We start from the raw sequence: 22,771 nt of genomic DNA, 5'->3' as shown, positions 1-22,771 counted from the left end.
GCAGCCATGGATACAATAGACGGGGTAAAAAAAGCAGCGATTCTTCTGATCTCTCTAGGATCAGATACCTCTGCAAAGATCATGAAGCTGCTGCCAGAATCATTTATACAAAAGGTGAGCTATGAGATCGCCAACATCGACTTTGTCAGTCCCGAAGAGCGGGATCAAGTGTTGGAGGAATTTTCTCATACCGCAACGGCTCGCAAATATGTCTTAGACGGCGGGATCGATTATGCCAAAAATTTGCTGAACCAAGCATTAGGCCCTCAAAAAGCCAAAGAAGTCATTGACGTATTGACTCAGATCCAGCTGCGGGAACGGCCCTTTAATATCGCTCGCAAAGCCGATGTTCAACAGTTGACCAATCTGTTGATCGGCGAACATCCACAAACGGTAGCGTTGATTTTGTGCTACATGCAGCCGGACAAAGCGGCCAGCGTCTTGTCACAGTTTCCCGATCATTTGCAAGTGGAGATCGCTGAACGGATCGGGACGATCTCCAGTACGTCGCCTTTGGTGATCGAACGGATCGAAAAAGTGATCGAGAACAAATTCTCGAATTACATTGAGAACGATACGGAAAATGTCGGTGGTGTGCATACACTGGTAGAAATCTTGAACTCAGTCAGCCGCAGCACCGAAAAGAACATTTTGAACGACTTAGAAAAGCGGCAACCGGAACTATCCAACGAAGTGAAATCCAGCTTGTTTACTTTCGAGGATATCGTGACCCTCGATCGCTTGGATGTTCAAAAAGTCTTGCGAGATGTTCAAAACGATGTCTTAGTCTTAGCGCTTAAAGGCACGACCGATGACATCAAGAACTTTATTTTCTCCAACCTCTCATCACGGGCGGTGGAAAATCTGCAAGAAGAAATTCAATTTATGGGTCCTACCCGCTTGTCTGCTGTAGAAGAAGCCCAACAAAGTGTGGTGGCTGTGATTCGACGGCTAGATGAAACCGGTGAGATCTACATCGGAAGGGGCGACCAAGATGCAGTGGTCAAATAGCAGTTTATTGAAGCAGCAGGCGGTCAAAACGACCGAAGCTGCGCGCAGTATTTTGACGGATACGACCATCAAAGCGCCGATTGAGAAACCAAGCTTAGACCCAGAACTGCAAGCGGCTAGACGTGCACGCCAGTTGGAGCAGGAACGGCATCTGCAGCAAATGGAAGCCTTGAAGCAGCAGATTTTGACCGATGCACAAGAACAAGCGGCGCAAATTCTAGCAGAAGCGAGAACGGAAGGCTTTCAAGCAGGACAAGCAGACGGCTTTCAACAAGGCTATCAAGAAGGACTCAATGCCAGCAAAGAAGCCGCGCAAGCATTGATGGCCCAAGCCCAAGCCAATGTCGCTGAAGCCGTTTCTGAGATCAACACCTTTCGCTCAGAGAAAAAGCAAGAAATGATCGCTTACGGCACGGCAATCGCTGAAGCCTTGATTAATCAACGTTTTACAGATGAGCAAGCAGGCTTCCTGCCTTTTGTGGAGTCTGTGCTATGGCAATTTGAACAACCCGATCAATTTGTGACTGTTCGCAGCCAAGAGCAGCATCTTGCAGGGGTGCGAGAATTGTTGGAAACCAAAAAGCAGACGATCAGCGGGTTTCGCTATTTACTCATGGCAGATGACACCTTGGCGGAACACGATTTTTGTATCGAATCTGAAAATACCTTGGTGGTTTTTGAACTGAGGAAAGAAATCGCTCGCTTTTTGAGCCAATTTCTAGAAAGCAGTGTGAAGGAATGACGTTTGAATTACCAATCACAGCGCTGCGCAAAACGGCGCAAGCACAGCCGTTTTTTACCACCTACGGCAAAGTCAGCGAAGTCGTAGGTCTGCTGATCAAAGTCGAAGGGCTGGCGGTTTTCATAGGGGAAATCTGTGAAGTCGCATTGCAAAACAAGACACATACAGCCTTAGCTGAAGTCGTAGGCTTTGTAAAAAAAACCGTGCTCCTGATGCCCCTTGATCAGCTAGAAGGCATCGGACCGGGCTGTTTGGTGCGGCCAACTGGCAAATCGTTGACGGTAAAAATCGATGATACACTGCTAGGGCACACCTTAGATGGACTAGGGCGACCGTTAGATATGGCGCTGGAGCTGGAAAGTGCGCCAGAATATCCAGTTAGTCAAGATTCTCCTGACCCCTTTCGCCGTCAAAAAATCGCTGAGATCATGCCGACAGGTGTCCGGGCGATCGATGGTCTTTTGACCGTCGGCCTTGGCCAACGGATCGGCATTTTTGCCGGCAGCGGGGTCGGTAAGAGTACTTTATTGGGGATGTTGGCTCGTTATTGCGAAGCCGATGTCATCGTGATCGGCTTGATCGGCGAGCGGGGACGAGAAGTCAAAGAATTTATTGAAAATGATCTAGGCCCAGAAGGTTACCGCAAGTCGGTCGTTGTCTGTGCCACCTCCGATATGCCGCCTCTCGTACGATTAAAAGGGGCTCATGTGGCAACAGCGATCGCTGAGTATTACCGCGATCAAGGGAAGAAAGTCGTATTGATGATGGATTCGGTGACCCGTTTTGCGATGGCACAGCGGGAGATCGGTCTATCGACAGGCGAGCCGCCGACGACCAAAGGCTATACCCCTTCTGTGTTTACAGCTTTACCGAAGTTGTTAGAACGCAGTGGGATGTCGGACAAAGGCTCGATCACGGCCTTTTATACTGTCTTGGTAGAAGGGGATGACATGAATGAACCGATCGCTGATGCGGTGCGGGGAATTCTTGATGGACATATTCTGTTGTCCCGAAAAATCGCCGCTCAAAATCATTATCCTGCCATCGATATTCAAAACAGCCTCAGCCGCTTGATGAAGACCCTTGTTTCTGAGGAACAGCATAAACATGCGGGGGAACTAAAAGAAAACATGGCCGTTTATGCAGAGGCCAAGGATTTGATCGATATCGGTGCTTACAAAAGCGGCAGTAATGCGTTGACCGACCAAGCGATCGCGCTGCATCACCCCATCCTGCGGTTTTTACAGCAAAAAGTGGATGAGCGGATCCCATTTGAACAAACGATTTTTGAACTGGCGCATTTGTTCAGTGAAGAAGCGCTGATCGAGCGCCAGCGTTCGACCATGTAAAACAGATCATAAAGGAGCAGCTATGCAAGCATTTCACTTTTCCTTAGAAAAAGTATTGGATCACCGAAAAACCATTGAGCAAGAAGCCAAACGCGCTTACGCCCAAAAACAACAATTGTTGATTCAGCAAGAACAGCACCTGAATACGCTGACACAGGAAAAAGCCCAGCTTTTTGATGTCAATGAGATGACCATTGGGCGGATGCAAGTGCAGCAACGCTATTTGATTGCGTTGAATGCCACCATCGATGAGGTTCAGAACAAAATGTTTCACGTGAAGCAAGAATTGGCAGAGTCTTTATCGGTGGTGGTAGAAGCGCAGCAGGAACGCAAGGTCGTGGAAAAGCTGCGAGAAAAACAATTTGCTGAATACACCTATGAACAGCAATTGGAAGAGCAAAAACAATTGGATGAGTTCGGCAATCGCGCCTTATTTTCTTAAAGCACTAATGGTTTTAGTGATGAGACGACCTTGGTTTCAAAGCATCAGCTGAGAGGAGGTGAACAATGAAAGAGATCACAACAAGTGCCGCAACCGCTGTACCTATCGGTAGCAAATCAAAAAAGACGGAGGCGTCACCAGAAGTCTTCAGTTTGCTGATGCAACAGCTGACAGAACAGACAGCAAGCAATCTGGCAGCATCCTTCGAACCATCAGGTATGACGGAGCAAACCGCCACCGCACCAGAAATGGGGATTGCCAGCAGTATGGAACATCTGCCGCAGGAGCCAGAAATCACTCCAGCAGTCGAACAACCTGCAACGACACAAGCGCCAGGAATGAGCCAGATCAGCCAGGCACCTTTTGCAGGCTTGGTTCAAGAAGCGCCACAGGCATCAATGGCAACGACGGAGCAGAACCAAACGAGCACCACAGCAGCTTCTCTCGACAGTGTTTCAGCAGCTTTTCCAGCACCAATAGACGTAGCCACCACAGTCATCAACCCCTCCGAGCCTGCGCTTGAAGGTCTAGCTTTGATGACAAATGACAGAAGTGAAGCCGCAGCAACAACGCTTGAAACACCTTTGCCAGAAGACTTAGTAGGCGAGGAGCAGACCACGGCAAAAGGAATCGCTCCTTTCAAGGAAATCAAGGAAGTCGATTCAGTAACACAAGCCGCGATTGCGCAAACGACAGAAGCACAGCTGAAACAGTCCACCGAAGGGACCGCGCAATTGGGCCAAACGGGACCATTAAATCAAGTGTCGCCAGTGACCAACCAAGCGACGGATACGACTAGCACCTTGCAACGCACGAATGAAACAGTCGCCAAAAAAGCGGAAGCTGTTTCTGCACAAGCCATTGCTTCTTCAGCAGTAACTGACAATGAAATGGCGGCACCAGCACTGCAGCTGCTTGATGTTTCTCCCCTTTTGATCAAGCAAGGACCAACGCCAACAAAAGCGAATATGGAACAAGCGGTCCTGCCCTTAGCAAAAGCGACTGCCCAACTTGTCCAAACGAGCAGCACGGCAAGCGAGAAAAAAATCACGCTGCAATTCGTTCCCGAAAAATTAGGCACGATCCAGCTTTCCCTAGAAACGAATGCCCAAGGCAGCCGCTTAGAACTGACCGTTCAGCAGCCACAAGCCAAAGAATTATTGCTGTCCATCAAGCATGAGCTAGAGCAAGTTTTGCAAAAGCAAGAGCAGCCGATCCTAGCGATCAAAGAACCTACGTTAGCTTCTGTCCAGCAGGCTAGTCCGCTGGCAAATCAATCCTTTGCCGGCAGTATGATGGCAAGTGACAGTCAGTTAAGCCAACAGCGGTTTTTACAGGCTCAAAAAGGACAAAACAAAAAGCCATTTCATCAAAGCAATACGGCTGAGGAAGAGCCGCAATTAGCACCGATCGATCATGCGATCAGTATTTTAGTGTAAAGGAGGAGACCTATGGCAGATGAAATTACAGCAGCTGCGGCCGGTATTGCCAATACATCGGCATTAACGCAAACAAAAAAATCTTCAGATATCTCCATGGATGATTTTTTGAAGATCTTAGCCGCATCTATGAGCAACCCATCGATGGGAGGCAGCGATTCTTCTGGTGGTGGTAGCACCGACTATATCTCGCAACTGGTTCAATTTACGACCTTAGAGAGCTTGAATGAATTGAGCGAAACGTTGACGACCTCGGTGATTTTACAGCAACAGCAGCAAGCCTTTAGCTTGATCAATAAACAAGTCACTCTGATGGACGGCACAGAAACATTGTCAGGAACCATCGAAAAGGTCCGCTTTGCCAATGGCTACGCCACGATCGTCGTAAATGGCAAAGAATACAGTATGAGTGCGATCCAAGAGATTGGTGGCGAAGCAAAATGAGTTTGACGATTCAACAGGGGCTGCAAAAAGTTGCCGGGGAGCCTTATCAACATCCCTGCAAAGGCGTGGACAAACAAGCCTTTTCTGCAATGCTTGAACAAAAACAAAGCGACATCAAAGTCTCCCATCATGCGCAAAAGCGTTTGACCGCAAGAGAATTGACCTTACAAGACGATGATTATCAATCCCTTTCAACGGCGCTTAGTGAGCTCGCGGAAAAAGGCAGCAAAGAATCACTGCTCGTGTACAAAGATATGGGCTTGATCGCCGATGTCCATTCACGAACCATCATTACGGCGATGGGGATGAATGAGCTTCACACCGTCACCAATATTGACAGCGCCACATTTATCAAATAGCAGCTGGACTGAAAAGGGGCTGCAAGTATTTTCTGAATGACAGAGGAAAATACGCCAACCATAAGGAGGAAAACAAGCATGTTACGATCATTATATTCAGGTGTCAGTGGAATGAAAAATCTTCAAACGAAAATGGACGTGGTTTCCAATAATATCGCCAACGTCAATACGGTTGGATTCAAATCAAGTCGAGTACTTTTCCAAGACATGATGAGCCAAACGATGTCTAATGCAACTGCGCCAGGCAACGGCTTAGGCGGGATCAACGCAACGCAGATCGGTTTAGGGGTTCAGACGGGCTCCATCGATACTATCAATACAGTCGGTGCCCCGCAATCGACAGGTCGCAGCATGGATTTTTATATCAGCGGACAGGGCTACTTTATGGTACAAGGACCAGGAGCAAATGGCGAAACCTATTACACACGAGATGGCGCATTCGTGCGCGACAGCAACGGAACCTTGACCAATAGTGATGGGATGCAAGTCCTAGGTCGTTCAGTCAATGGCGGTCAACCAGTTGTCTATGATGACAACTTTGATGAAAACACGGCATTGAGCGGACAAGATGCGGTATCTCCCTTGTCGATCCCAAGCACACTGACCGTCAATGGGGAAACCTTGACCTATAACTCCATGGCGATCGATGCCAATGGCTTAGTGTTGGCAAAATACGGCAATCAAACCTTTGTGATGGGAAAAGTCGGTGTCGCAACCTTCAATAACCCAGAAGGCTTAGAAAAAGTCGGCGGCAACAACTATATCCAAACCAGCAACTCAGGGAATCCGATCGTTGCAGGACCTGGCAACAATGGCGCAGGAACGCTGCAAGCAGGTGCCTTGGAAATGTCCAATGTCGATCTTTCGACAGAATTTACCGAAATGATCATTGCGAGCCGTGCCTATCAAGCAAATTCAAGAAGTATTACGACTTCTGATGAAATGCTGCAAGAATTATTGAATCTAAAACGTTAAGAACGTGACGCTTCATCATTGAGAGGAGTTTGACCATGATTCTAGTGACAGCATTGAATGGCAAGCCATTCTATTTAAATCCAACATTGATTTATCGGATCGAAGAAATGCCGGATACATTGATCACACTGACAGACGGCAAAACATTAGTGGTGACGGAAGCTGCGCAAGAAGTTGCGCAGCGGGTGATCGAGTATCATACGGTGATCCATTCGAACCAAGTGAAAACGTAAGGGTGGGAAAGATGGCAAAAGAAGAAAAAGCACCAAAAGCAGAAAAAGAGAAAAAAGGCTTGAGTATGGTTGTTTTACTGCCGATCCTCTTGATCGTGGTAGTCGGCGGCAGTATCGGCGGGACCTTAGTGACGAATCACTTTTTGACGGGGGAAAAAACAGCAGCTGCTGAAACAGCAAAAGACAGCAGCAAAATCTCCTCAGACGAAGCGATCGTGGCTTTGGATGAATTTTTAGTCAATTTGGCCAAAGAAGACAACCAAGAGCAGCAATACATGAAGGTCAATTTATCGATTTTAGTGGCAGATGAGGAAAAAAGCGCGGAAGCCACGAAAAATGTGGCCGTCATTCGTGACAGCGTCGTAAATTTATTGCGCCAACAAAAGGCCAGCGGTATTTTGAGCTCCGCCGAAAGTGTACCGAATTTAAAAAAAGCATTGAAAGAAACAATTAATCAGGAATACGGATCAGAAATCGCCAAGGATGTTTATGTGACGGATTTAGTGATCCAATAGAAAGAGGCATGTTGATGGAAACATTTTTATCGCTGGTCAAAATGATTGGGTTTTTGCTGCTTATTCTTTATTTGATCAACATCAGTTTGAAATACTTGAATCGTTACACGAACCAGCACAATCACCAGCTGCGTATTTTGCAAAAAATCGCCGTCAGCAAGTCGTCTTCGATCGGGATCGTCCAAATCATGGACAAATGTTATGTCATGAGCTTTTCTGAACAGCAAAACCAAATCATCAAAGAGTTGACGCCAGAAGAAACGGCCGCTTTTTTACAGCAAAGCCTAGAAAGCACCCAAGTGCAAGCTGGCAAAGACTTTTCTGAATGGCTCAACAAAGCCAAGGCGGAAATTGCTGGAAAACGAGGCAAGCAAAAATGAAGATCAAAGGCAGAGATATCAAGATCATGGCTGCGGTCCTTTTCAGCAGTCTGATGCTTCCGCAGACGGCATTTGCGCTAGACACGGAAGACGTCAGTTCCACCATCAACAATTTATTGTCGAATGGGAATGGCTCAAGTGATACGATCAATACCTTCTTGTTGCTGACGCTGCTTTCCCTTTTACCAGTCTTGCTGATCATGATGACTTCTTTTACTCGTATCATCATGGTCTTGTCCTTTGTGCGCAGTTCGTTAGGTACACAGCAAAACCCGCCCAATCAAGTGTTGATCGGGTTGGCCTTATTCTTGACATTTTTTATTATGAAACCTGTGTATACCGACGTCTATCAGCAAGCGATCGAACCGTTTGATCGACAAGAGATCAGCCAAGCCGAAGCCTTTGACCGCTCAGAAAAACGGATCAAGGCCTTTATGATGGTACAGACACGGGAAAAAGACATTGCCTTGTTTGCGGAAGCTGATGGGGAGACCGAAAAGTATCATTCTTCTGACGATGTTCCTCTGACCGTTATGGTACCGGCGTTTATTATCAGTGAGTTACGAACGGCTTTCAGTATCGGCTTTTTGATTTTTATCCCCTTTTTGATCATTGATCTGGTCGTCTCCAGTATCTTGATGTCGATGGGGATGATGATGCTGTCGCCGATCATGATCTCACTGCCCTTCAAGATCTTACTATTTGTTTTAGTGGATGGCTGGTATCTGATCGTGGAGTCGCTGATCAAGAGCTTTCAATAGCCGCTAAGAAAGGAGCCAAGAGGAAATGACAGTAGAAATGGTACTTGATGTGCTAAGGGAAGCCTTTCTTCGAATTTTAGCGATATCTGGCCCTGCCTTATTGGTTGGCATGCTCGTTGGATTGGTGATCAGTATTTTTCAAGCCACTACCCAAATCCAAGAACAAACGTTGAGCTTTGTGCCGAAACTATTAGCGATTTTTTTGACCTTGATCTTGGCGGGGAATTTTATGCTGAATCTCTTGTTGAATTTTACCAAAATGATTTTCAAGATGATTGCGGCAATGTAAGGAGGAAACCTGATGGCGCCGATTCAAGCGACGGTGTTGATTTTTTGTCGAATATTGGCGTTTGTCGTCCTTTGTCCGATCTTCTCACAGCAAAATTTTCCGTCACTGGCAAAAATCGTGATCGGCATGGCGTTGACGGTCCTATGTCTGCCGACGGCACCTGCGATTCCCGAGCTTTCCCTCTTTATGCTGACGGTTTTCGTCATCAAGGAAGTACTGTTTGGGATGGCGATGGGCTATTTGAGTCAGCTCGTCTTTACTGGTGTGGAAATTGCGGGTCAACTGATCGACTTTCAAGTAGGCTTTTCGATGGCGCAAGCCTATGATCCGACGTTGCAAATCGCCTCTTCCCAGTATGGCAAAACGTACTATTGGCTGACGATCGCTGTGTTTTTTGGACTTGATCTGCATCATCGACTGATCACAGCACTGCTGTTGTCTTTTCGGATCGTGCCCTTAGGCTCTGTGGTGATCCAAGGCACGACGGTTGAAGGCATCGTCAAACTTTTCAGCCAAATGATGGTGATGGCAGTCAATCTTGCGGCACCAATGATCATTGCGCTGCTGTTGGTGGACCTGGTGCTAGGTGTGATTTCTCGGTCGATTCCCCAGATCAATATTTTGATGATGAGTCTTTCGATGAAAACCGCCATCAGTTTTGTGGTGTTTCTCTTGCTACTACCCAATGTCCTTTCGTACTTAGGCAAACACTTGCCAGATACGGTCCGCTATTTGCAGGAGTTTATCGAGTCCTTTCAATAAAGTAACAGGTAGCCAGCAGGAGGTGAGAAGATGGCAGAAAAAGATGGCAAAACCGAACTACCTAGTGCCAAGCGGCTGCGGGATGCCCGCAAACGCGGGGAGGTCCCTAAGACCCAGGAATTAGCAGCAGCTGTTTCGCTATTGGTCTTCTCGTTTTTGATCCTGTCTTTATGGCAGTTTTTCGCAGCTTCTTTTTTGCCTTATTTTTCCCGAAGTTTGGCGCAGCTGGCTGATTATCAAACCAGTTTGGCGGATCTGCCGAAACTGGGGGTGCAGAGTATCTTGCTGCTGCTTTTGTTGTGTGCGCCCGTCTTTTTGGTCGCGCTCGGAGTCGGGCTTATCACGAATTATGCCCAAGTTGGTCTGTTGTTTTCTGGCAAGGCCGTCAAACCAGACTTTAAAAAGCTGAACCCCATCAGCGGGATCAAGCAGCAATTCAGTTTGCGCTCGTTGATGAATTTAGGCAAAACATTGGCGAAATTCGGCGTGATCGTCTACTTGTGCTACCAACAATTTTTAGCCGCCGTCCCTGTTTTACTGGGTTTGAGTGAAGTGGGGTTGGAAAAAACGATCCTGTTCATGCTGCTGCGGGCCAAAGAATTGTTTTTACAGATCTCGATTTTCTTGATCATTTTGGCCGTAGTCGACTACGGCTACCAACGCTATAACCATCGTAAGAACTTGATGATGAGCAAGCAGGAAGTCAAAGAAGAGTTCAAGCAAATGGAAGGTGATCCGCAAGTCAAAGCACAGCGCAAAGCGAAGTACCGTGCGATGACCCAAAATGCCATCGCCAACGTCAAAGAAGCGATGGTGTTGATCACCAATCCGACCCATTTCGCCATTGCGATTCGTTACGATGCCAGTAGTGAAGGGGTGCCGCGGGTCCTGGCCAAAGGGGCAGATCAGCTGGCGCAGCGGATGAAAGCAGAAGCACTGAAAGAAAATATTCCACAGATCGAAAACCGTGAAGTGGCACGAGCCCTTTATCGCCAAGTAGAACCCGGGGATCTGATCCCGGTTGAGATGTATGAAGCCATTGCCGAAATCATCGCTTTGGTCTATCAGTTAGAAGAAAGCCAACGCGGCAAGATTTAAGGAAACAGGAGGAACAAAAATGAATGAGGCTGCCTCAAAACCGAAAAAAGGCATTGGTCTGGCGGATATCTTAATCTCGGTGATCGTCCTAGCTATTATTGGTTTGATTATTATTCCATTACCGAGTGCACTATTAGATATTCTGATCATTATCAATTTGACGATCGCGATCAACATTTTACTGATCACCCTGTTTACCAAATCAGTGTTGGAATTCACTACGTTTCCAACCTTGCTGCTGATCACAACGATGTTTCGTTTAGGTTTGAACCTATCTTCCACGCGGTTGATCTTGACCCAAGGAAATGGCGGACACGTGATCGATGCCTTCGCCAATGTCGTTGCCGGCAGCAATTACATCGTGGGGATCATTTTGTTCGTGATCATCATGGTGGTTCAGCTAGTCGTCGTGACCAATGGTGCAGGGCGTGTCTCAGAAGTGACTGCTCGCTTCACATTGGATGCGATGCCCGGCAAGCAAATGGCGATCGATTCCGACCTAAATGCCGGTTTGATCACGGAAGCGGATGCCCGCAAACGACGAAAAGATCTGCAGCGAGAAGCTGATTTCTTTGGTTCGATGGATGGTGCCAGCAAGTTTGTCAAAGGGGATGCGATCGCAGGGATCTTGATCACTGTCATCAATTTAGTCGGCGGGGCGATCATTTTCTCCATGGGGGGACAAATGACCGTCATGGAAGCCTTCGCCCAATTCGGGAAACTGGCGATCGGGGATGGCTTGGTCAGCTCGATTCCCTCTTTATTGATTTCGATTGCTTCTGGGGTGATCGTGACTCGTTCCGATAACGATAGTTCCTTTGGTTTGGATATTGCGGCAGATGTGATGCGTAATCCCCAACTGTTTCGGATCGTGGGGGCGATTCTCTTCGTCTTAGCCTTAGTTCCTGGGTTTCCTTTTGTCCCTTTTGTGTTGATTGGTTTAGGCCTTTTCGCAGCCAGCTTTCTGGTGACGCAAAAAGAAGAAAAGCAGCGAGTGGAACAAAAACAATGGGAACAAAAATTGGCACTGGAACGCAAAAAAGAAGCACAGGAAGAAGACGATTCCGTGGCTTCCTTCCAAGTGGAACCAATCTCAGTGGAAATCGGTTATGGTCTGATCCCTATCGTGGATAGTTCGATCGACAACAGCTTGATGAACCGCATCGTGGCGATCCGTAAACAGAGTGCCAGAGAATTAGGGATCTTAGTCAGTCCCGTTCGTATTCGCGACAATCTCTATTTGGATGCCAATGATTACGTGATCAAGATCCGCGGCAATGAAGTCGGCCGCGGCGATATTTACCCGAATAAAGTCATGGTGATCAGTCCGAATGAAGAGCCGTTTCCTTTTCAAGGAATCGCAACAAAAGAACCAGCCTTTCATCTGGATGCTATGTGGATTGATGAATCCGATAAGGAGATGGCGGATCTGCAAGGGTTTACGATTATCGAGCCGTTGACCGTGATCGCAACACACTTAAAAGAAATCATCTATGCCCATGCACCAGAGCTGTTAGGTCGCCAAGAAGTCAAGAAATTATTGGAGGGCATCAAAGAGCAGTACAATGTCGTGATCGATGAATTGATCCCCGATATTTTACGGCTCGGCGAGGTCCAAAAAGTTTTACAAAATTTATTGGATGAGCAAATTCCCATCAATGACTTAGCAACGATCTTAGAAACTTTAGCCGATTACGGCGTTGTCACGAAAGACGTAGAAGTTTTGACAGAATATGTCCGCCAAGCATTGAAACGGACGATCGCTGCCAAGTATGCCAATGAGAACCACGAGCTGCAAGTGGCGGTGATCCAGCCGAAACTAGAAGAAATCATCGCTCAAAGTATCCAAAAAACCGCAACTGGCTCGTACCCGGTCTTAAAACCAGATACCGTGACCAAGCTGTTGGATTCCATCAGTGGGATCCAACATGCGGCGATCGCTCAAAATATCAATTTCGTGATTCTGGCATCGCCTAAGATCCGGTTAGCATTCAAAAAAATGATCGTTTTTAATTTTCCAGATATCGCCGTTCTTTCTCTAAATGAGATTCCCAATGAAATTGCGATCGAAACGGTGGGCAGTATTGACATTTAAGCAGAATTTTCTTAGGAAGGGGCATCGCCGATGTATGAAGTCGATCGAGAAGCGGAGATCATCAAGTATCTGCCGCTAGTGGAACGGGTGGTTCAGCGCCTGTCTATCAAAACCGCCGATTATGAATCAGGCGATCTCTATAATATTGGGGTGATTGGGCTGATGGATGCCTTGCGGAAATTCGATCCCTCAAAAAAAGTTCCTTTTGAAAGCTATGCAGCGATTCGCATCAAAGGGGCAATTATTGATGATGTACGCAAGCACGCCAAAATCTCCCGATACAAAATGGCGGCAGTCAATCAGTTTTATCAAGCACGGCAAGAGTTGGAGCAAAGCCTCAAAAGAGAAGCGACCGACACCGAGATCTGCAAACAGCTGGGAATCAACCAAAGTCAACTAGCGGATATTTATGAGAGTCTGCACTACTTAGCCAGCGTCTCTTTGGAAGATACCTTGTTTGCTTACCAAGAAGAAGGCATGACCTTAAAAGATATGGTTCGGGATCCAGCCGAAAATGTCGAAGATACCTTGGTCGCTGAAGAAAAACGCACCGCCTTGGTGGCGTGCATCAAAAAATTAGGGGAACGGGAACAATTGATTTTAAGTTTGTACTATACCGAAGAACTGACGTTAAAAGAAATCGCTGAAATCTTAGAAGTCTCGATTCCGCGAGTTTCACAAATTCATGGCAAAACGATTGCCAAATTGCGCACATTGATTGAGGAGGAACTGGCATGATTCGAGGATTGGATGTCTTATCACGGAACATTTCATTATTACAAAAGCGACAAGAGACGACGAGCGGCAATATTGCCAATGCCAATACAACAGGGTATCAAGCAAAAACTTTGTTCCAGTCGGCGCTAGATGAAGTCGCATTGCATAATTACCAAAGCGGGCCCAATGCGGATACCCGCCGTGATATCGGTGGATTGTCTTTAGGGACCCAATTGGCAGGCAGTACCATCAGTCAAGACCAAGGCGCCGTCAAACAGACGGGACAAGCCAGCGATTTTGCACTGCTTTCCGAAGGCTACTTTGTCGTTCAAAATAATGCGGGGCAGCGGTTGTATACGAGAAATGGCGACTTTACCGTCAATCAGCAGAATCAATACGTGACACAAGAAGGCTATCTTGTCTTGGGTGCCAATGGACAAGCAGTCAGCGCCTTGGGACCAGCGAACTTTCAGATCCAAACATTCCCCCCAGAAGCATTGACTACAGCTGGTCAAAACTATGTGACTAGCAACGCAGCAGGAACCACGGTGAATGCACCCGTGATCCAGCAAGGTGCCTTAGAACAAGCCAATGTAGCGGTTGCCGATGAAATGGTGGCGATGATCCAGACTTCTCGCGAATTTGAAGCCAATCAGAAAGCCTTGAGTTCAACGAATCAGACATTGCAAAAAGCGGTCAACGAATTAGGAAAGATTTGAGGATGAGTCAATGAATATCAGTGGATTATTAGGAATCAGCCGTTCTGGGTTGAATCATTTGCAGACAAACTTAGACACGACAGCCAACAACATCGCCAACGTCAATACCAATGGCTACCAAGCACAAACGACCCACTTTCAATCATTGATGGAAAATGCCATCGGTGCAGAAGAAACGCTATTTAATGGCAACGCCGCCCAATATGGTGCGTCAATGGGGGCAAAAGCGACTACGACTACCAGTTTTGCCCAAGGCAATCTGGCGGGCACCGCTCAGCCATTAGATCTCGCGATCCAAGGCAACGGCTTTTTCGGGGTCCGGGACCAAACTGGTCAATTGCTGCTGAGTCGAGCAGGCAATTTTCATTTAAGTGAGAACAAGCAATTAGTCAATAGTGAAGGGTACCCTGTGGCAATGACCACAAACGTACCGACCCCTCAGTGGCCAGATGCGCAGCAAATCGCAATAGATGCCAGCGGTCAGCTGACGACGGAAGAAAATGGTCAGACTCGCGTGTTGGGGCAGCTGACCCTTTATCAGCCGACGAATACAGAAAACATCACGCCAGTGGGCAACCAACTGTACCGTGCTGGTGATCAAGCGTTGCTTACTTCGCAAACCAATCCAGCAGCCTTTGGCAGCGTCTTGCAAGGACAGTTAGAACAGTCGACGGTGGATCTAGCGACTTCCATGACAGACTTGTTAACGACCCAGCGTGCGTATGGATTGAATACGAAAGCCATGCAGACAGCCGATGAGATGTGGTCCGTGATCAATCGTTTTACAGATTAGAGGAGAAAGAACATGATTCGCTTAACCAAGGTCAGTAAAAAATTCAGCAATGGCACGTTGGCATTGGCCGATATTTCTGTTGCGATCCCTCAAGGAGAATTTATCTATGTGGTGGGTCCCAGCGGTGCGGGCAAATCGACCTTATTCAAATTACTCTTGAAAGAAGAAGAGCTTTCGGCTGGTTCTATCCAAGTCGGCAATGTCTTATTGGAACAACTCAAAGACCGTCATCTCTATATGGTTCGACGACAAGTCGGTATCGTCGGACAAGAAGACCTTTTGCTTCCTTATCTGACGGTTGCCAAAAACGTCGATTATGCGCTGCAAGTACTAGGCACTCCCCGCAAGCTGCGTCAGGAAAAAACCGCCAAAGCACTGCAACTGGTGGGCATGTTTCCTCAAAAGGATCACTATCCTGAAGAGCTTTCCGTGGGACAGCGCAAAAAAGTAGCGATTGCGCGGGCGATCGTCACAGAGCCAGCAGTCTTGATCGCCGATGAGCCCACCGCCAATCTGGATGCGAAATCAGCCGTTGAAGTCATGAAACTGCTCTTGCGGATCAATCAAGTCGGTGCCACGATCCTCTTGGCGACTCACGACAGCACGATGGTCAATACGGTCCGTAATCGGGTGGTCGAGCTGCAAAACGGTCGCTTGGTTCGTGATGAATATCAAGGCGGCTATACGCGCTTTGCTGATCCAAAAGATACATATGTCTGGTGAAGATGCTTAACTTTTCTAGCAAAAGATCCGATTAAAGAACTAGAAGATTGTTTTCATAATCGGATAAAGAAGGAGTGACCCAACGATTATCAAGTGAAGAGCGAATCTTGATAAACAGCACGACTGATCATTTTGCATAGGAAAGGATACTGTTATGAAGAAGAAGGTACAAGCTATCATCAAAAAAATCCGCTTGGCGGCGTTGATTCCGCTAGGATTTACCCTGATCGTATTATTAGGATGCTATTTCTTCGTGATCCGCACCCACGGAGACGGACAAGCAGCAAAAAGTTTTTTTATTTTTTCAGTAATCGTACTGCTGCTAGAAATCGCAGTGTTAGTAGGAATGACCTATTTGGTAAAAAAAGAGACCCACTCGGGCATGGATACGTTATTGACAGAACTAGAAGCAGTCGGTTCTGGCGATCTGTCGCATATCGATGAGATCGGCAGCAGCGACCAGACTTCTCTTTTTGGGCAAGTTCAAAATCGTTTTCAAGGGGTTTTAAACACCTTCAAAGCGGTGATCGTTGGCATGCACGAAGAAAGCAGCCGAATGGAAAAAATGGTAGGCGGCCTAACGACAACCTCAAAAAATGCCAAAAATTCAATTGAAAATGTGCGTCAGACGATGAATGCCATCGCAGATGCCACTAGTTCACAAGCCTCCGAAGCGGAACAAACCTCCTTTGATATGGACGAGCTAGCCTTAAGTATCGAAGAGATCCACAAAGAGATCGAATTGATGAACGGCTATGTCGGTCAATCCCAAAGCAGCAATGTCCACAATTCGGAAATGATGTTCCATGTATTTGAAAGCTGGGAGATCGAACGGCAAAACCAAGCAGAATTAGTAGAAAGCATGAACGACATGAACGAAGATGTCCAAAGCATCGGTAAGATCGTTCAGCTGATCAATGACATTTCTGATCAGACCAACTTACTGGCATTGAATGCATCCATCGAAGCAGCTCGAGCTGGAGAAGCGGGCCGAGGGTTTGCCATCGTTGCGGAAGAAGTCCGCAGCTTGGCGGAACAAAGCAGTCAATCAACGAAAAGCATTCGTTCGATCATTGAAACGATCCGCAAAAAATCGGAAAAAGTGGTCTCTGCAGTGACGGATTCCTTTGAAAGCGGCGAAAAACAAACCAACAATATCAACAAAGCGATCGAATCAGCCAATGAGATCTCTGATATTGTCGAAAAATTGGTTTCAAGTATTCAAGCCGTGGAAGCCCATATTACCGGGATCGTTGAGAAAAAAGACATGGTTCAAGTTTCCGTCAGCAACATTTCGGCTGCTGTTTCGGAAACATCCGCCGGCACCCAAGAAGTAACGGCAAACTTAGAAGACTTCTACTTAGTCATCGAAGACTTTGAACGGAATGTGCAAGAGATCGAAACGATCGCCACTATCCTTAAATTCCAAGTGGATAGTTTCAAATTCTAAAAAGGAGCAGTGACGCCAATGGAACAATACGTTGTATTTAAAAGTCATCAACAACTCTTTGCCTTGCGTATCGACTATGTGGTACGGGTCATTGAGGCTGCTTCTTTTACACAGCTGCCAGAAGTGGCGGATTTCGTGCTGGGGATCCAGCCTTTTGAAGAGGCGATGGTGCCGATCATTGACATCCGCAAAAAGCTGTTTGATGAATTTACACCGGAAACTGGGCAAAATGTGGTCTTGTTGTGTCACTGGCAAGAGCAGGCGATCGGCCTATACGTGGAAGAGATCGTCGGCATTTTACCGCTAGTTGAAAGTCCTAGCAATGCGGAACTAAATACATCAGGACTCAAGCAAAACTATATCGAAGCCTTTCTGAAAAAAGACGATGAACTTGTGCTGGCATTGGAGCTGCCGTTTCTCTTCAGCTATGAACAAGCCGCTGAGATGACGGCGGAGTTAGACGCCTATCAGACAGAGGAATTGGCAGCCGCCAATGACCATGACAATGATGACCGTGAATGAGGAACTGCATGTGGGGATCTCGGAGTATAAGATCGCCCAAGCGCCGACGCGTTTGATCACGGTGGGTTTAGGTTCTTGCATCGGCACGATCATTTACGATGAAGCCAGTCATATCGGCGGCTTGAGTCATATTATGCTGCCAGATAGTCAGCCTTTTTTGCACAAGCGGGAAATCAAGCCCGAGAAGTTTGCGGATTTGGCATTGCCAGCGATGGTGGCTGAGCTGGAACAAAAGATCCGTCGGCCTCGCTTTCAAGCGAAAATCGTTGGCGGCGCCAATATGTTTCAGTTCCAGACGCTTAACGCTGCCAGCAATATTGGCCAGCGCAATATTGAAGCCGTCGAGGAAGTCTTGGCTCGGCTAAACATTCCGATCGTAGCCAAACATGTTGGCGGCAGCGCTGGTCGAACGATGATCGTAGATCTTCAGGATTTCAAGACCATGGTTCGGCAAGTCAAACAAGAAATCGTTTATTTGTAAAAGGAGTACAGGGACATGAAAAAAGTAATGATCGTCGATGATTCGGCATTCATGCGGAAAGTAGTGACAGATTTATTGAATCAGCTGCCTGATATCGAGGTGACCGTCGCTGCCCGCAATGGCAAACAAGCATTGGACTATCTGACCAAAGAAGCGATCGATTTGGTAGTAATGGATGTGGAGATGCCAGTGATGAACGGATTAGAGACCTTGCGGAGGATGAAACAGCAATCAGCCATTCCCGTCATCATGCTTAGTTCATTAACCAATCAAGAAACCACGATTGAGGCTTTGGCGCTTGGCGCCCGAGATTTTGTGGAAAAACCCGTCAGTCTATCGATGATCGAAAAAGAATGGATCGCTGAATTTCATCAAAAGATTTTGGCGATGGATCATGAAGTCGGTACGGTTCACCCGCCAGTACCAACGATTGCCAAGCCCACTAAGCTGACACAAAACAGCTTGCCGGTATCACTTGATGCGCTAGTCATTGGTGCTTCAACAGGCGGCCCCCGTGCTTTGCTGGGAATTATTCGCCGTCTGCCTGCGCGTTTGCGTTGCCCGATTTTGATCGTTCAGCATATGCCAGCGGGCTTCACGGCTTCCTTTGCAAAACGCTTAGACACAGAGACAACCGTTCGAGTACAAGAAGCAGTCGACGGCATGCGGATCGAAAATCAAGTGTATCTTTGTCCAGGGGATTACCACATGACCGTCCAACAAGGGCACCTGCAGCTGGACCAGCGAGAAAAACGGCATGGGACGCGGCCAACCGTCGATTATCTTTTTTCCTCAGCAGCTGACTACTATGGCCCGCAACTAGCGGCAGTGGTTTTGACGGGGATGGGAAAAGACGGCACCGCTGGCTTACGACAGATCCAAGCGGCTGGGGGCTATACGATCGTTCAAGACAAAGAAACGTGTACAGTCTTTGGGATGCCGCGGTATGCCATTGAACAAGGAGTCGTGGATGAAGTCCTGCCATTGCAGGGCATTGAAGCAAAAATTGCACAGATGGTCAGGTGAAGAAGATGGAAGAAGAATTTGCCTTATTTAATGCGTGGGTGGATCGCCGATTAGGGATTCCCTTAGCCGCATACAAAGAAAATCAAATGCAGCGCCGCATCCTTACGATCATGGAAAACAGCGGGGCAAAAACGTTGAGGGAATACCAGCAATTGATCGAAGGCGATGACGGGGTGCGGGCGGCTTTTTTAGCCCATATCACCATTAACGTAACGGAATTTTATCGCAACAAAGAACTGTTTGACGCCTTTGAACGCGTCTTGAAAACCATTGTTCTCCCGAAAACCACGCTGCCCAAAATTTGGAGTGCCGCATGTTCGATTGGGGCAGAACCCTATACGATCGCGATGCTGCTAGAAAAAAACCAAATTGCCACAGCCAATGTTTTGGCTACCGATATCGATACGCAAATTTTGGCAAAAGCCAAGCAAGGACTCTATCGAGACCACGAATTGCGGAATGTCTCAGCGGCAGAACGTACCCGTTTTTTTGATGCAAAAGAAAAGAACCAGTTTCAGATCAAACCAGAAATCAAACGGCGGGTTCATTTTAAGCAACACGATCTTTTGAAAGACCCGTACAATGGGCCTTTTGATGTGATCGTTTGCCGCAATGTGACGATTTATTTCAAAAGTGATGCTCGGGATGCCGTCTATCAAAAATTCAGCGATGCATTGGTCCCAGGGGGCATTTTGTTTACGGGAGCGACAGAAACGATCAATTTTGCGGAACAATTCGGCCTCAAGAAAATCGATTCGTTTATCTATCAAAAAGTATAATTTTGTAAAGGAGGGACCCATTTGGATGACAATAGTGTCTATCGTACCCTTTTCTTTGAAGAAACAGACGATCATTTAGCACAGTTGAATGATCATGTCTTGCAATTGGAAAATGATCCAAAAGATAGCGCCTTGCTGAATGATATTTTCCGTTCTGCCCATACCCTTAAAGGGATGGCGGCAACGATGGGCTATGACGTCATGACGCAGCTGACCCATAAAATGGAAAATATTTTTGAGTTATTTAAAACTGGGACCTTGCAAGTGACCCAGCAATCGATCTCATTGATTTTCAAATGTCTGGATCGCCTGTCAGAACTTGTGGAGGACTTGCGGGAAGAACGAGACCTGCAGCCAGCTCAAATTGCCGATTTATTGGCCGAACTTGACCAAACGGAACATTCTGGCGGTATATCAACCGAGACAGAAGCAAGCCAAAACCCCACCGCAGTGGGCGCGTTAACCCCACAGCTTCAACAGATCGATCCTTCTGATCTGTATGTGATCGAGCAAGCGGCTGGAGATGGCTATCAAGCGGTCCAAATTGCTGTTCGCTTAGATGCCCAATCCATGTTAAAAGGTGCTCGTGCCTTCTTGATCATGGAAAAGCTTGGCCAAGCAGGGGATGTTCTTTATACAGAACCAGATGCCCAAACACTCGAAGAAGGCACCTTTGAATCAGATTTTTCACTGCTGTATTTGACGCAGCAAACACTGGCTGATGTCGAGCAAAACATCGCCAGCAATAGTGAGATCGAAGCCTTCGTGGTGGCACCGTTTGATCCTTCAGCTGCTGTGTTGGAGGAGGCAGAAGAGCTGCTTCAACCAGTGCCGACCCCAGAGTCAGAGACTTCTGCTCTTCAGCAAGCGACAACAGAAACGAAAGAAAAATCGCCGGCGCCCGCGCATCATGCGTCCGCCCAAAATCAATCGATCCGAGTCGACTTGAATCGCTTAGATTCATTCTTGGATCTCGTGTCCGAATTGGTGGTCTATCGCAATCAATTGGAAGATGTCAGTGAGCGGGAAAACATCGAAGCAGTCAAAGACCCCTTAGAGCAAGTTTCGCGATTGACCTCTGAGCTGCAAGATTTGGTCTTGCGGATCCGCATGCAGCAAGTCAATGTCGTCTTTAGTCGCTTTCCACGAATGGTTCGGGACTTATCCAATGAACTGCAAAAGGAAATGGAACTTGTCATTTTTGGGGAAGAAACGGAATTGGATAAAACAGTGGTTTCTGAGTTGAGCGAACCTCTGGTCCATCTGTTACGTAATTCTGTCGATCACGGCATCGAAGCACCCGATGTTCGGGAAAAACTGGGCAAACCGCGCAAGGGCACGATTCGCTTGGCGGCCTATCAAGAAGGCAATCGCGTGATCATTACTTTAGAGGATGATGGCAAAGGCCTTGATCCGCAAGTAATCAAAGCAAGTGCTGAAAAGAAAGGCTTAGCAACGGAAGGTCTTTCCGATGAAGCGTTGCAGCAGCTGATTTTCCATCCTGGTTTTTCAACGGCGCAAGAAGTGACTAACATTTCTGGGCGCGGTGTCGGGATGGATGCCGTGCAATCCAAGATCACCCAACTAGGGGGCACGATCGAAATGAAGAGCCAGCCGAATAAAGGCACGCAGTTTGTGATCAAATTGCCATTGACTCTATCGATCATTCAAGCGTTGATGGTTCGCGTCGGAGCAGAAACCTTTGCGATCCCATTAAATCTCGTCGAACGCGTGGTGATGGTCAAAGAAGAAGAGATCATCCAGACGGTCTCAGATGAGGTCTATCGTTTTCAAGAGGAGTTGATTCCCTTGGTTCGGACCGATCAACTCTTAGCGATCGAAGGCGATCCATCTGAGAAAAAATTCGCCATCATCGTCAACAATGACCAGCAATTTCACGGCATTTTGGCAGATGAGCTGATCGGCCAGCAAGAAATCGTCATCAAGAAAATCGATCCGCTGCTGCAAAAGCTGAATCGCTATCAAGGAGCAACGATTATGGGCAACGGCTCGATCGCACTGATCCTAGACATTCATGCCATCTGTCAGGAAAAAAAGGATGACCGCTTATGAGCTATACAGCGCTGCAGATCGATGGCCTAAAAGAACTGATCAATATCGGCGGTGGTCACGCTGCGACTAGTTTATCAAAGCTCGTCCAACAACCGATCGATATGCGGGTACCGGAAGTCGAGATTCTAGCTTATGAGGACCTGTATCAGCAGATCATGGCGGAAGACAAAGAAGTTCATGTGGTGATGAGCCAGATCGAAGGGGCATTTCGAGGGATCTTCTTGTTTGTCTTAACGGATGAATCCGCCGCAAAATTGCGTCAGTTGATGATCCAAGAAAGCGATCCGTCTGAAGAATTGAAGCAATCGGTCATCAACGAGTTGACCAACATCCTTACCAATTCTTTTTTGATCGCGATCGGGCAACTGTTGGAAACCCAGCTGAGTGCATCTTTACCAAGCGCCAGCTATGATTTCTTTGGCGCAGCGATCAGCTCCATCTATTTGGCGATGGCCCAGTATGATGAGCAGGTGATGGTGATCCGTAATGAGTTCGTCTACGCCAAAGAAACATTAGAGGCATCGTTATTTTTGATTCCAGAAATCGGTGTACTAGAAAACATATTTGATTCATTAGGAATTTGAAAGGGGCAAA

Annotated in this window: 27 protein-coding genes; all 27 read left to right on the top strand. The window is 47.2% G+C overall.

What is annotated here, in order from left to right:
* The first annotated feature begins 6 nt into the window (after positions 1–6).
* Complete coding sequence (fliG, locus tag IGJ15_RS15490; protein WP_005226586.1) at positions 7–1,011, top strand: flagellar motor switch protein FliG; 1,005 nt, start codon at positions 7–9, stop codon at positions 1,009–1,011.
* Positions 995–1,753 (top strand): FliH/SctL family protein, encoded by a 759-nt coding sequence (locus tag IGJ15_RS15485; protein WP_010748533.1) that lies wholly within the window; start codon positions 995–997, stop codon positions 1,751–1,753. The genes fliG and IGJ15_RS15485 overlap by 17 nt, the downstream gene beginning before the upstream one ends.
* Positions 1,750–3,102 (top strand): flagellar protein export ATPase FliI, encoded by a 1,353-nt coding sequence (fliI, locus tag IGJ15_RS15480; protein ID WP_005226590.1) that lies wholly within the window; start codon positions 1,750–1,752, stop codon positions 3,100–3,102. Before IGJ15_RS15485 ends, fliI begins: the two co-directional genes overlap by 4 nt.
* Before the next feature lie 22 nt (positions 3,103–3,124).
* The gene (fliJ, locus tag IGJ15_RS15475) at positions 3,125–3,544 is read left to right on the top strand and encodes a flagellar export protein FliJ (RefSeq protein ID WP_010748534.1); all 420 of its coding nucleotides are present in this window, start codon (positions 3,125–3,127) and stop codon (positions 3,542–3,544) included.
* Between the two features lie 65 nt (positions 3,545–3,609).
* A complete protein-coding gene (locus IGJ15_RS15470) occupies positions 3,610–4,983 on the top strand; it encodes a flagellar hook-length control protein FliK (RefSeq protein WP_231434716.1) in 1,374 nt (457 codons plus the stop codon).
* 12 nt (positions 4,984–4,995) lie between these two features.
* Positions 4,996–5,427: a flagellar hook capping FlgD N-terminal domain-containing protein gene (locus tag IGJ15_RS15465; protein ID WP_003129052.1), complete on the top strand. Its 432-nt coding sequence runs from the start codon at positions 4,996–4,998 to the stop codon at positions 5,425–5,427.
* A complete protein-coding gene (locus tag IGJ15_RS15460) occupies positions 5,424–5,786 on the top strand; it encodes a flagellar operon protein (RefSeq protein ID WP_010748536.1) in 363 nt (120 codons plus the stop codon). The genes IGJ15_RS15465 and IGJ15_RS15460 overlap by 4 nt, the downstream gene beginning before the upstream one ends.
* A 78-nt stretch (positions 5,787–5,864) precedes the next feature.
* Positions 5,865–6,761, top strand: a complete 897-nt coding sequence (locus tag IGJ15_RS15455; protein WP_010748537.1) for a flagellar hook-basal body complex protein — start codon at positions 5,865–5,867, stop codon at positions 6,759–6,761.
* 35 nt (positions 6,762–6,796) lie between these two features.
* Positions 6,797–6,994: a flagellar FlbD family protein gene (locus IGJ15_RS15450; RefSeq protein WP_005226609.1), complete on the top strand. Its 198-nt coding sequence runs from the start codon at positions 6,797–6,799 to the stop codon at positions 6,992–6,994.
* 11 nt (positions 6,995–7,005) lie between these two features.
* On the top strand, positions 7,006–7,509 hold the full coding sequence (locus IGJ15_RS15445) for a flagellar basal body-associated FliL family protein (protein WP_005472968.1): 504 nt from the start codon (positions 7,006–7,008) through the stop codon (positions 7,507–7,509).
* A 14-nt stretch (positions 7,510–7,523) separates the two neighbouring features.
* Positions 7,524–7,889, top strand: a complete 366-nt coding sequence (locus IGJ15_RS15440) for a flagellar biosynthetic protein FliO (RefSeq protein WP_005231716.1) — start codon at positions 7,524–7,526, stop codon at positions 7,887–7,889.
* Positions 7,886–8,650 (top strand): flagellar type III secretion system pore protein FliP, encoded by a 765-nt coding sequence (gene fliP / locus IGJ15_RS15435; RefSeq protein WP_005232783.1) that lies wholly within the window; start codon positions 7,886–7,888, stop codon positions 8,648–8,650. Before IGJ15_RS15440 ends, fliP begins: the two co-directional genes overlap by 4 nt.
* A gap of 25 nt (positions 8,651–8,675) precedes the next feature.
* Complete coding sequence (fliQ, locus tag IGJ15_RS15430) at positions 8,676–8,939, top strand: flagellar biosynthesis protein FliQ (RefSeq protein ID WP_005226613.1); 264 nt, start codon at positions 8,676–8,678, stop codon at positions 8,937–8,939.
* Between the two features lie 12 nt (positions 8,940–8,951).
* Complete coding sequence (gene fliR, locus IGJ15_RS15425) at positions 8,952–9,701, top strand: flagellar biosynthetic protein FliR (RefSeq protein ID WP_005232781.1); 750 nt, start codon at positions 8,952–8,954, stop codon at positions 9,699–9,701.
* Between the two features lie 30 nt (positions 9,702–9,731).
* On the top strand, positions 9,732–10,799 hold the full coding sequence (locus tag IGJ15_RS15420) for an EscU/YscU/HrcU family type III secretion system export apparatus switch protein (protein ID WP_430599208.1): 1,068 nt from the start codon (positions 9,732–9,734) through the stop codon (positions 10,797–10,799).
* Positions 10,800–10,818: 19 nt separating this feature from the next.
* Complete coding sequence (flhA, locus tag IGJ15_RS15415; protein WP_005232779.1) at positions 10,819–12,894, top strand: flagellar biosynthesis protein FlhA; 2,076 nt, start codon at positions 10,819–10,821, stop codon at positions 12,892–12,894.
* Between the two features lie 30 nt (positions 12,895–12,924).
* Positions 12,925–13,632, top strand: coding sequence for a sigma-70 family RNA polymerase sigma factor (locus tag IGJ15_RS15410; protein WP_010748540.1), 708 nt, complete (start codon positions 12,925–12,927; stop codon positions 13,630–13,632).
* Positions 13,629–14,330, top strand: coding sequence for a flagellar hook-basal body protein (locus IGJ15_RS15405; protein ID WP_010748541.1), 702 nt, complete (start codon positions 13,629–13,631; stop codon positions 14,328–14,330). Before IGJ15_RS15410 ends, IGJ15_RS15405 begins: the two co-directional genes overlap by 4 nt.
* 10 nt (positions 14,331–14,340) lie before the next feature.
* Positions 14,341–15,123 carry a flagellar hook-basal body protein gene (locus tag IGJ15_RS15400; RefSeq protein ID WP_010748542.1) on the top strand — a complete coding sequence of 261 codons (783 nt, stop codon included), beginning with the start codon at positions 14,341–14,343 and terminating at the stop codon, positions 15,121–15,123.
* 12 nt (positions 15,124–15,135) lie between these two features.
* Positions 15,136–15,846: a cell division ATP-binding protein FtsE gene (locus tag IGJ15_RS15395; RefSeq protein ID WP_005226626.1), complete on the top strand. Its 711-nt coding sequence runs from the start codon at positions 15,136–15,138 to the stop codon at positions 15,844–15,846.
* Between the two features lie 154 nt (positions 15,847–16,000).
* On the top strand, positions 16,001–17,296 hold the full coding sequence (locus IGJ15_RS15390) for a methyl-accepting chemotaxis protein (protein ID WP_005226627.1): 1,296 nt from the start codon (positions 16,001–16,003) through the stop codon (positions 17,294–17,296).
* An 18-nt stretch (positions 17,297–17,314) separates the two neighbouring features.
* Positions 17,315–17,818: a chemotaxis protein CheW gene (locus IGJ15_RS15385; protein ID WP_010748543.1), complete on the top strand. Its 504-nt coding sequence runs from the start codon at positions 17,315–17,317 to the stop codon at positions 17,816–17,818.
* Positions 17,790–18,299 (top strand): chemotaxis protein CheD, encoded by a 510-nt coding sequence (locus IGJ15_RS15380; protein ID WP_005226629.1) that lies wholly within the window; start codon positions 17,790–17,792, stop codon positions 18,297–18,299. Before IGJ15_RS15385 ends, IGJ15_RS15380 begins: the two co-directional genes overlap by 29 nt.
* A 15-nt stretch (positions 18,300–18,314) precedes the next feature.
* Positions 18,315–19,325, top strand: coding sequence for a protein-glutamate methylesterase/protein-glutamine glutaminase (locus IGJ15_RS15375; RefSeq protein ID WP_010748544.1), 1,011 nt, complete (start codon positions 18,315–18,317; stop codon positions 19,323–19,325).
* A 5-nt stretch (positions 19,326–19,330) separates the two neighbouring features.
* A complete protein-coding gene (locus IGJ15_RS15370) occupies positions 19,331–20,104 on the top strand; it encodes a CheR family methyltransferase (RefSeq protein WP_010748545.1) in 774 nt (257 codons plus the stop codon).
* Between the two features lie 21 nt (positions 20,105–20,125).
* The gene (locus IGJ15_RS15365; RefSeq protein WP_010748546.1) at positions 20,126–22,177 is read left to right on the top strand and encodes a chemotaxis protein CheA; all 2,052 of its coding nucleotides are present in this window, start codon (positions 20,126–20,128) and stop codon (positions 22,175–22,177) included.
* A complete protein-coding gene (locus IGJ15_RS15360; RefSeq protein WP_005226634.1) occupies positions 22,174–22,761 on the top strand; it encodes a chemotaxis protein CheC in 588 nt (195 codons plus the stop codon). The genes IGJ15_RS15365 and IGJ15_RS15360 overlap by 4 nt, the downstream gene beginning before the upstream one ends.
* Positions 22,762–22,771: the final 10 nt, after the last annotated feature.

The organism is Enterococcus sp. AZ079 (assembly GCF_050547255.1).
Lineage (GTDB): Bacteria > Bacillota > Bacilli > Lactobacillales > Enterococcaceae > Enterococcus_D > Enterococcus_D casseliflavus.
This window is presented reverse-complemented; position numbering and strand designations above follow the sequence as displayed.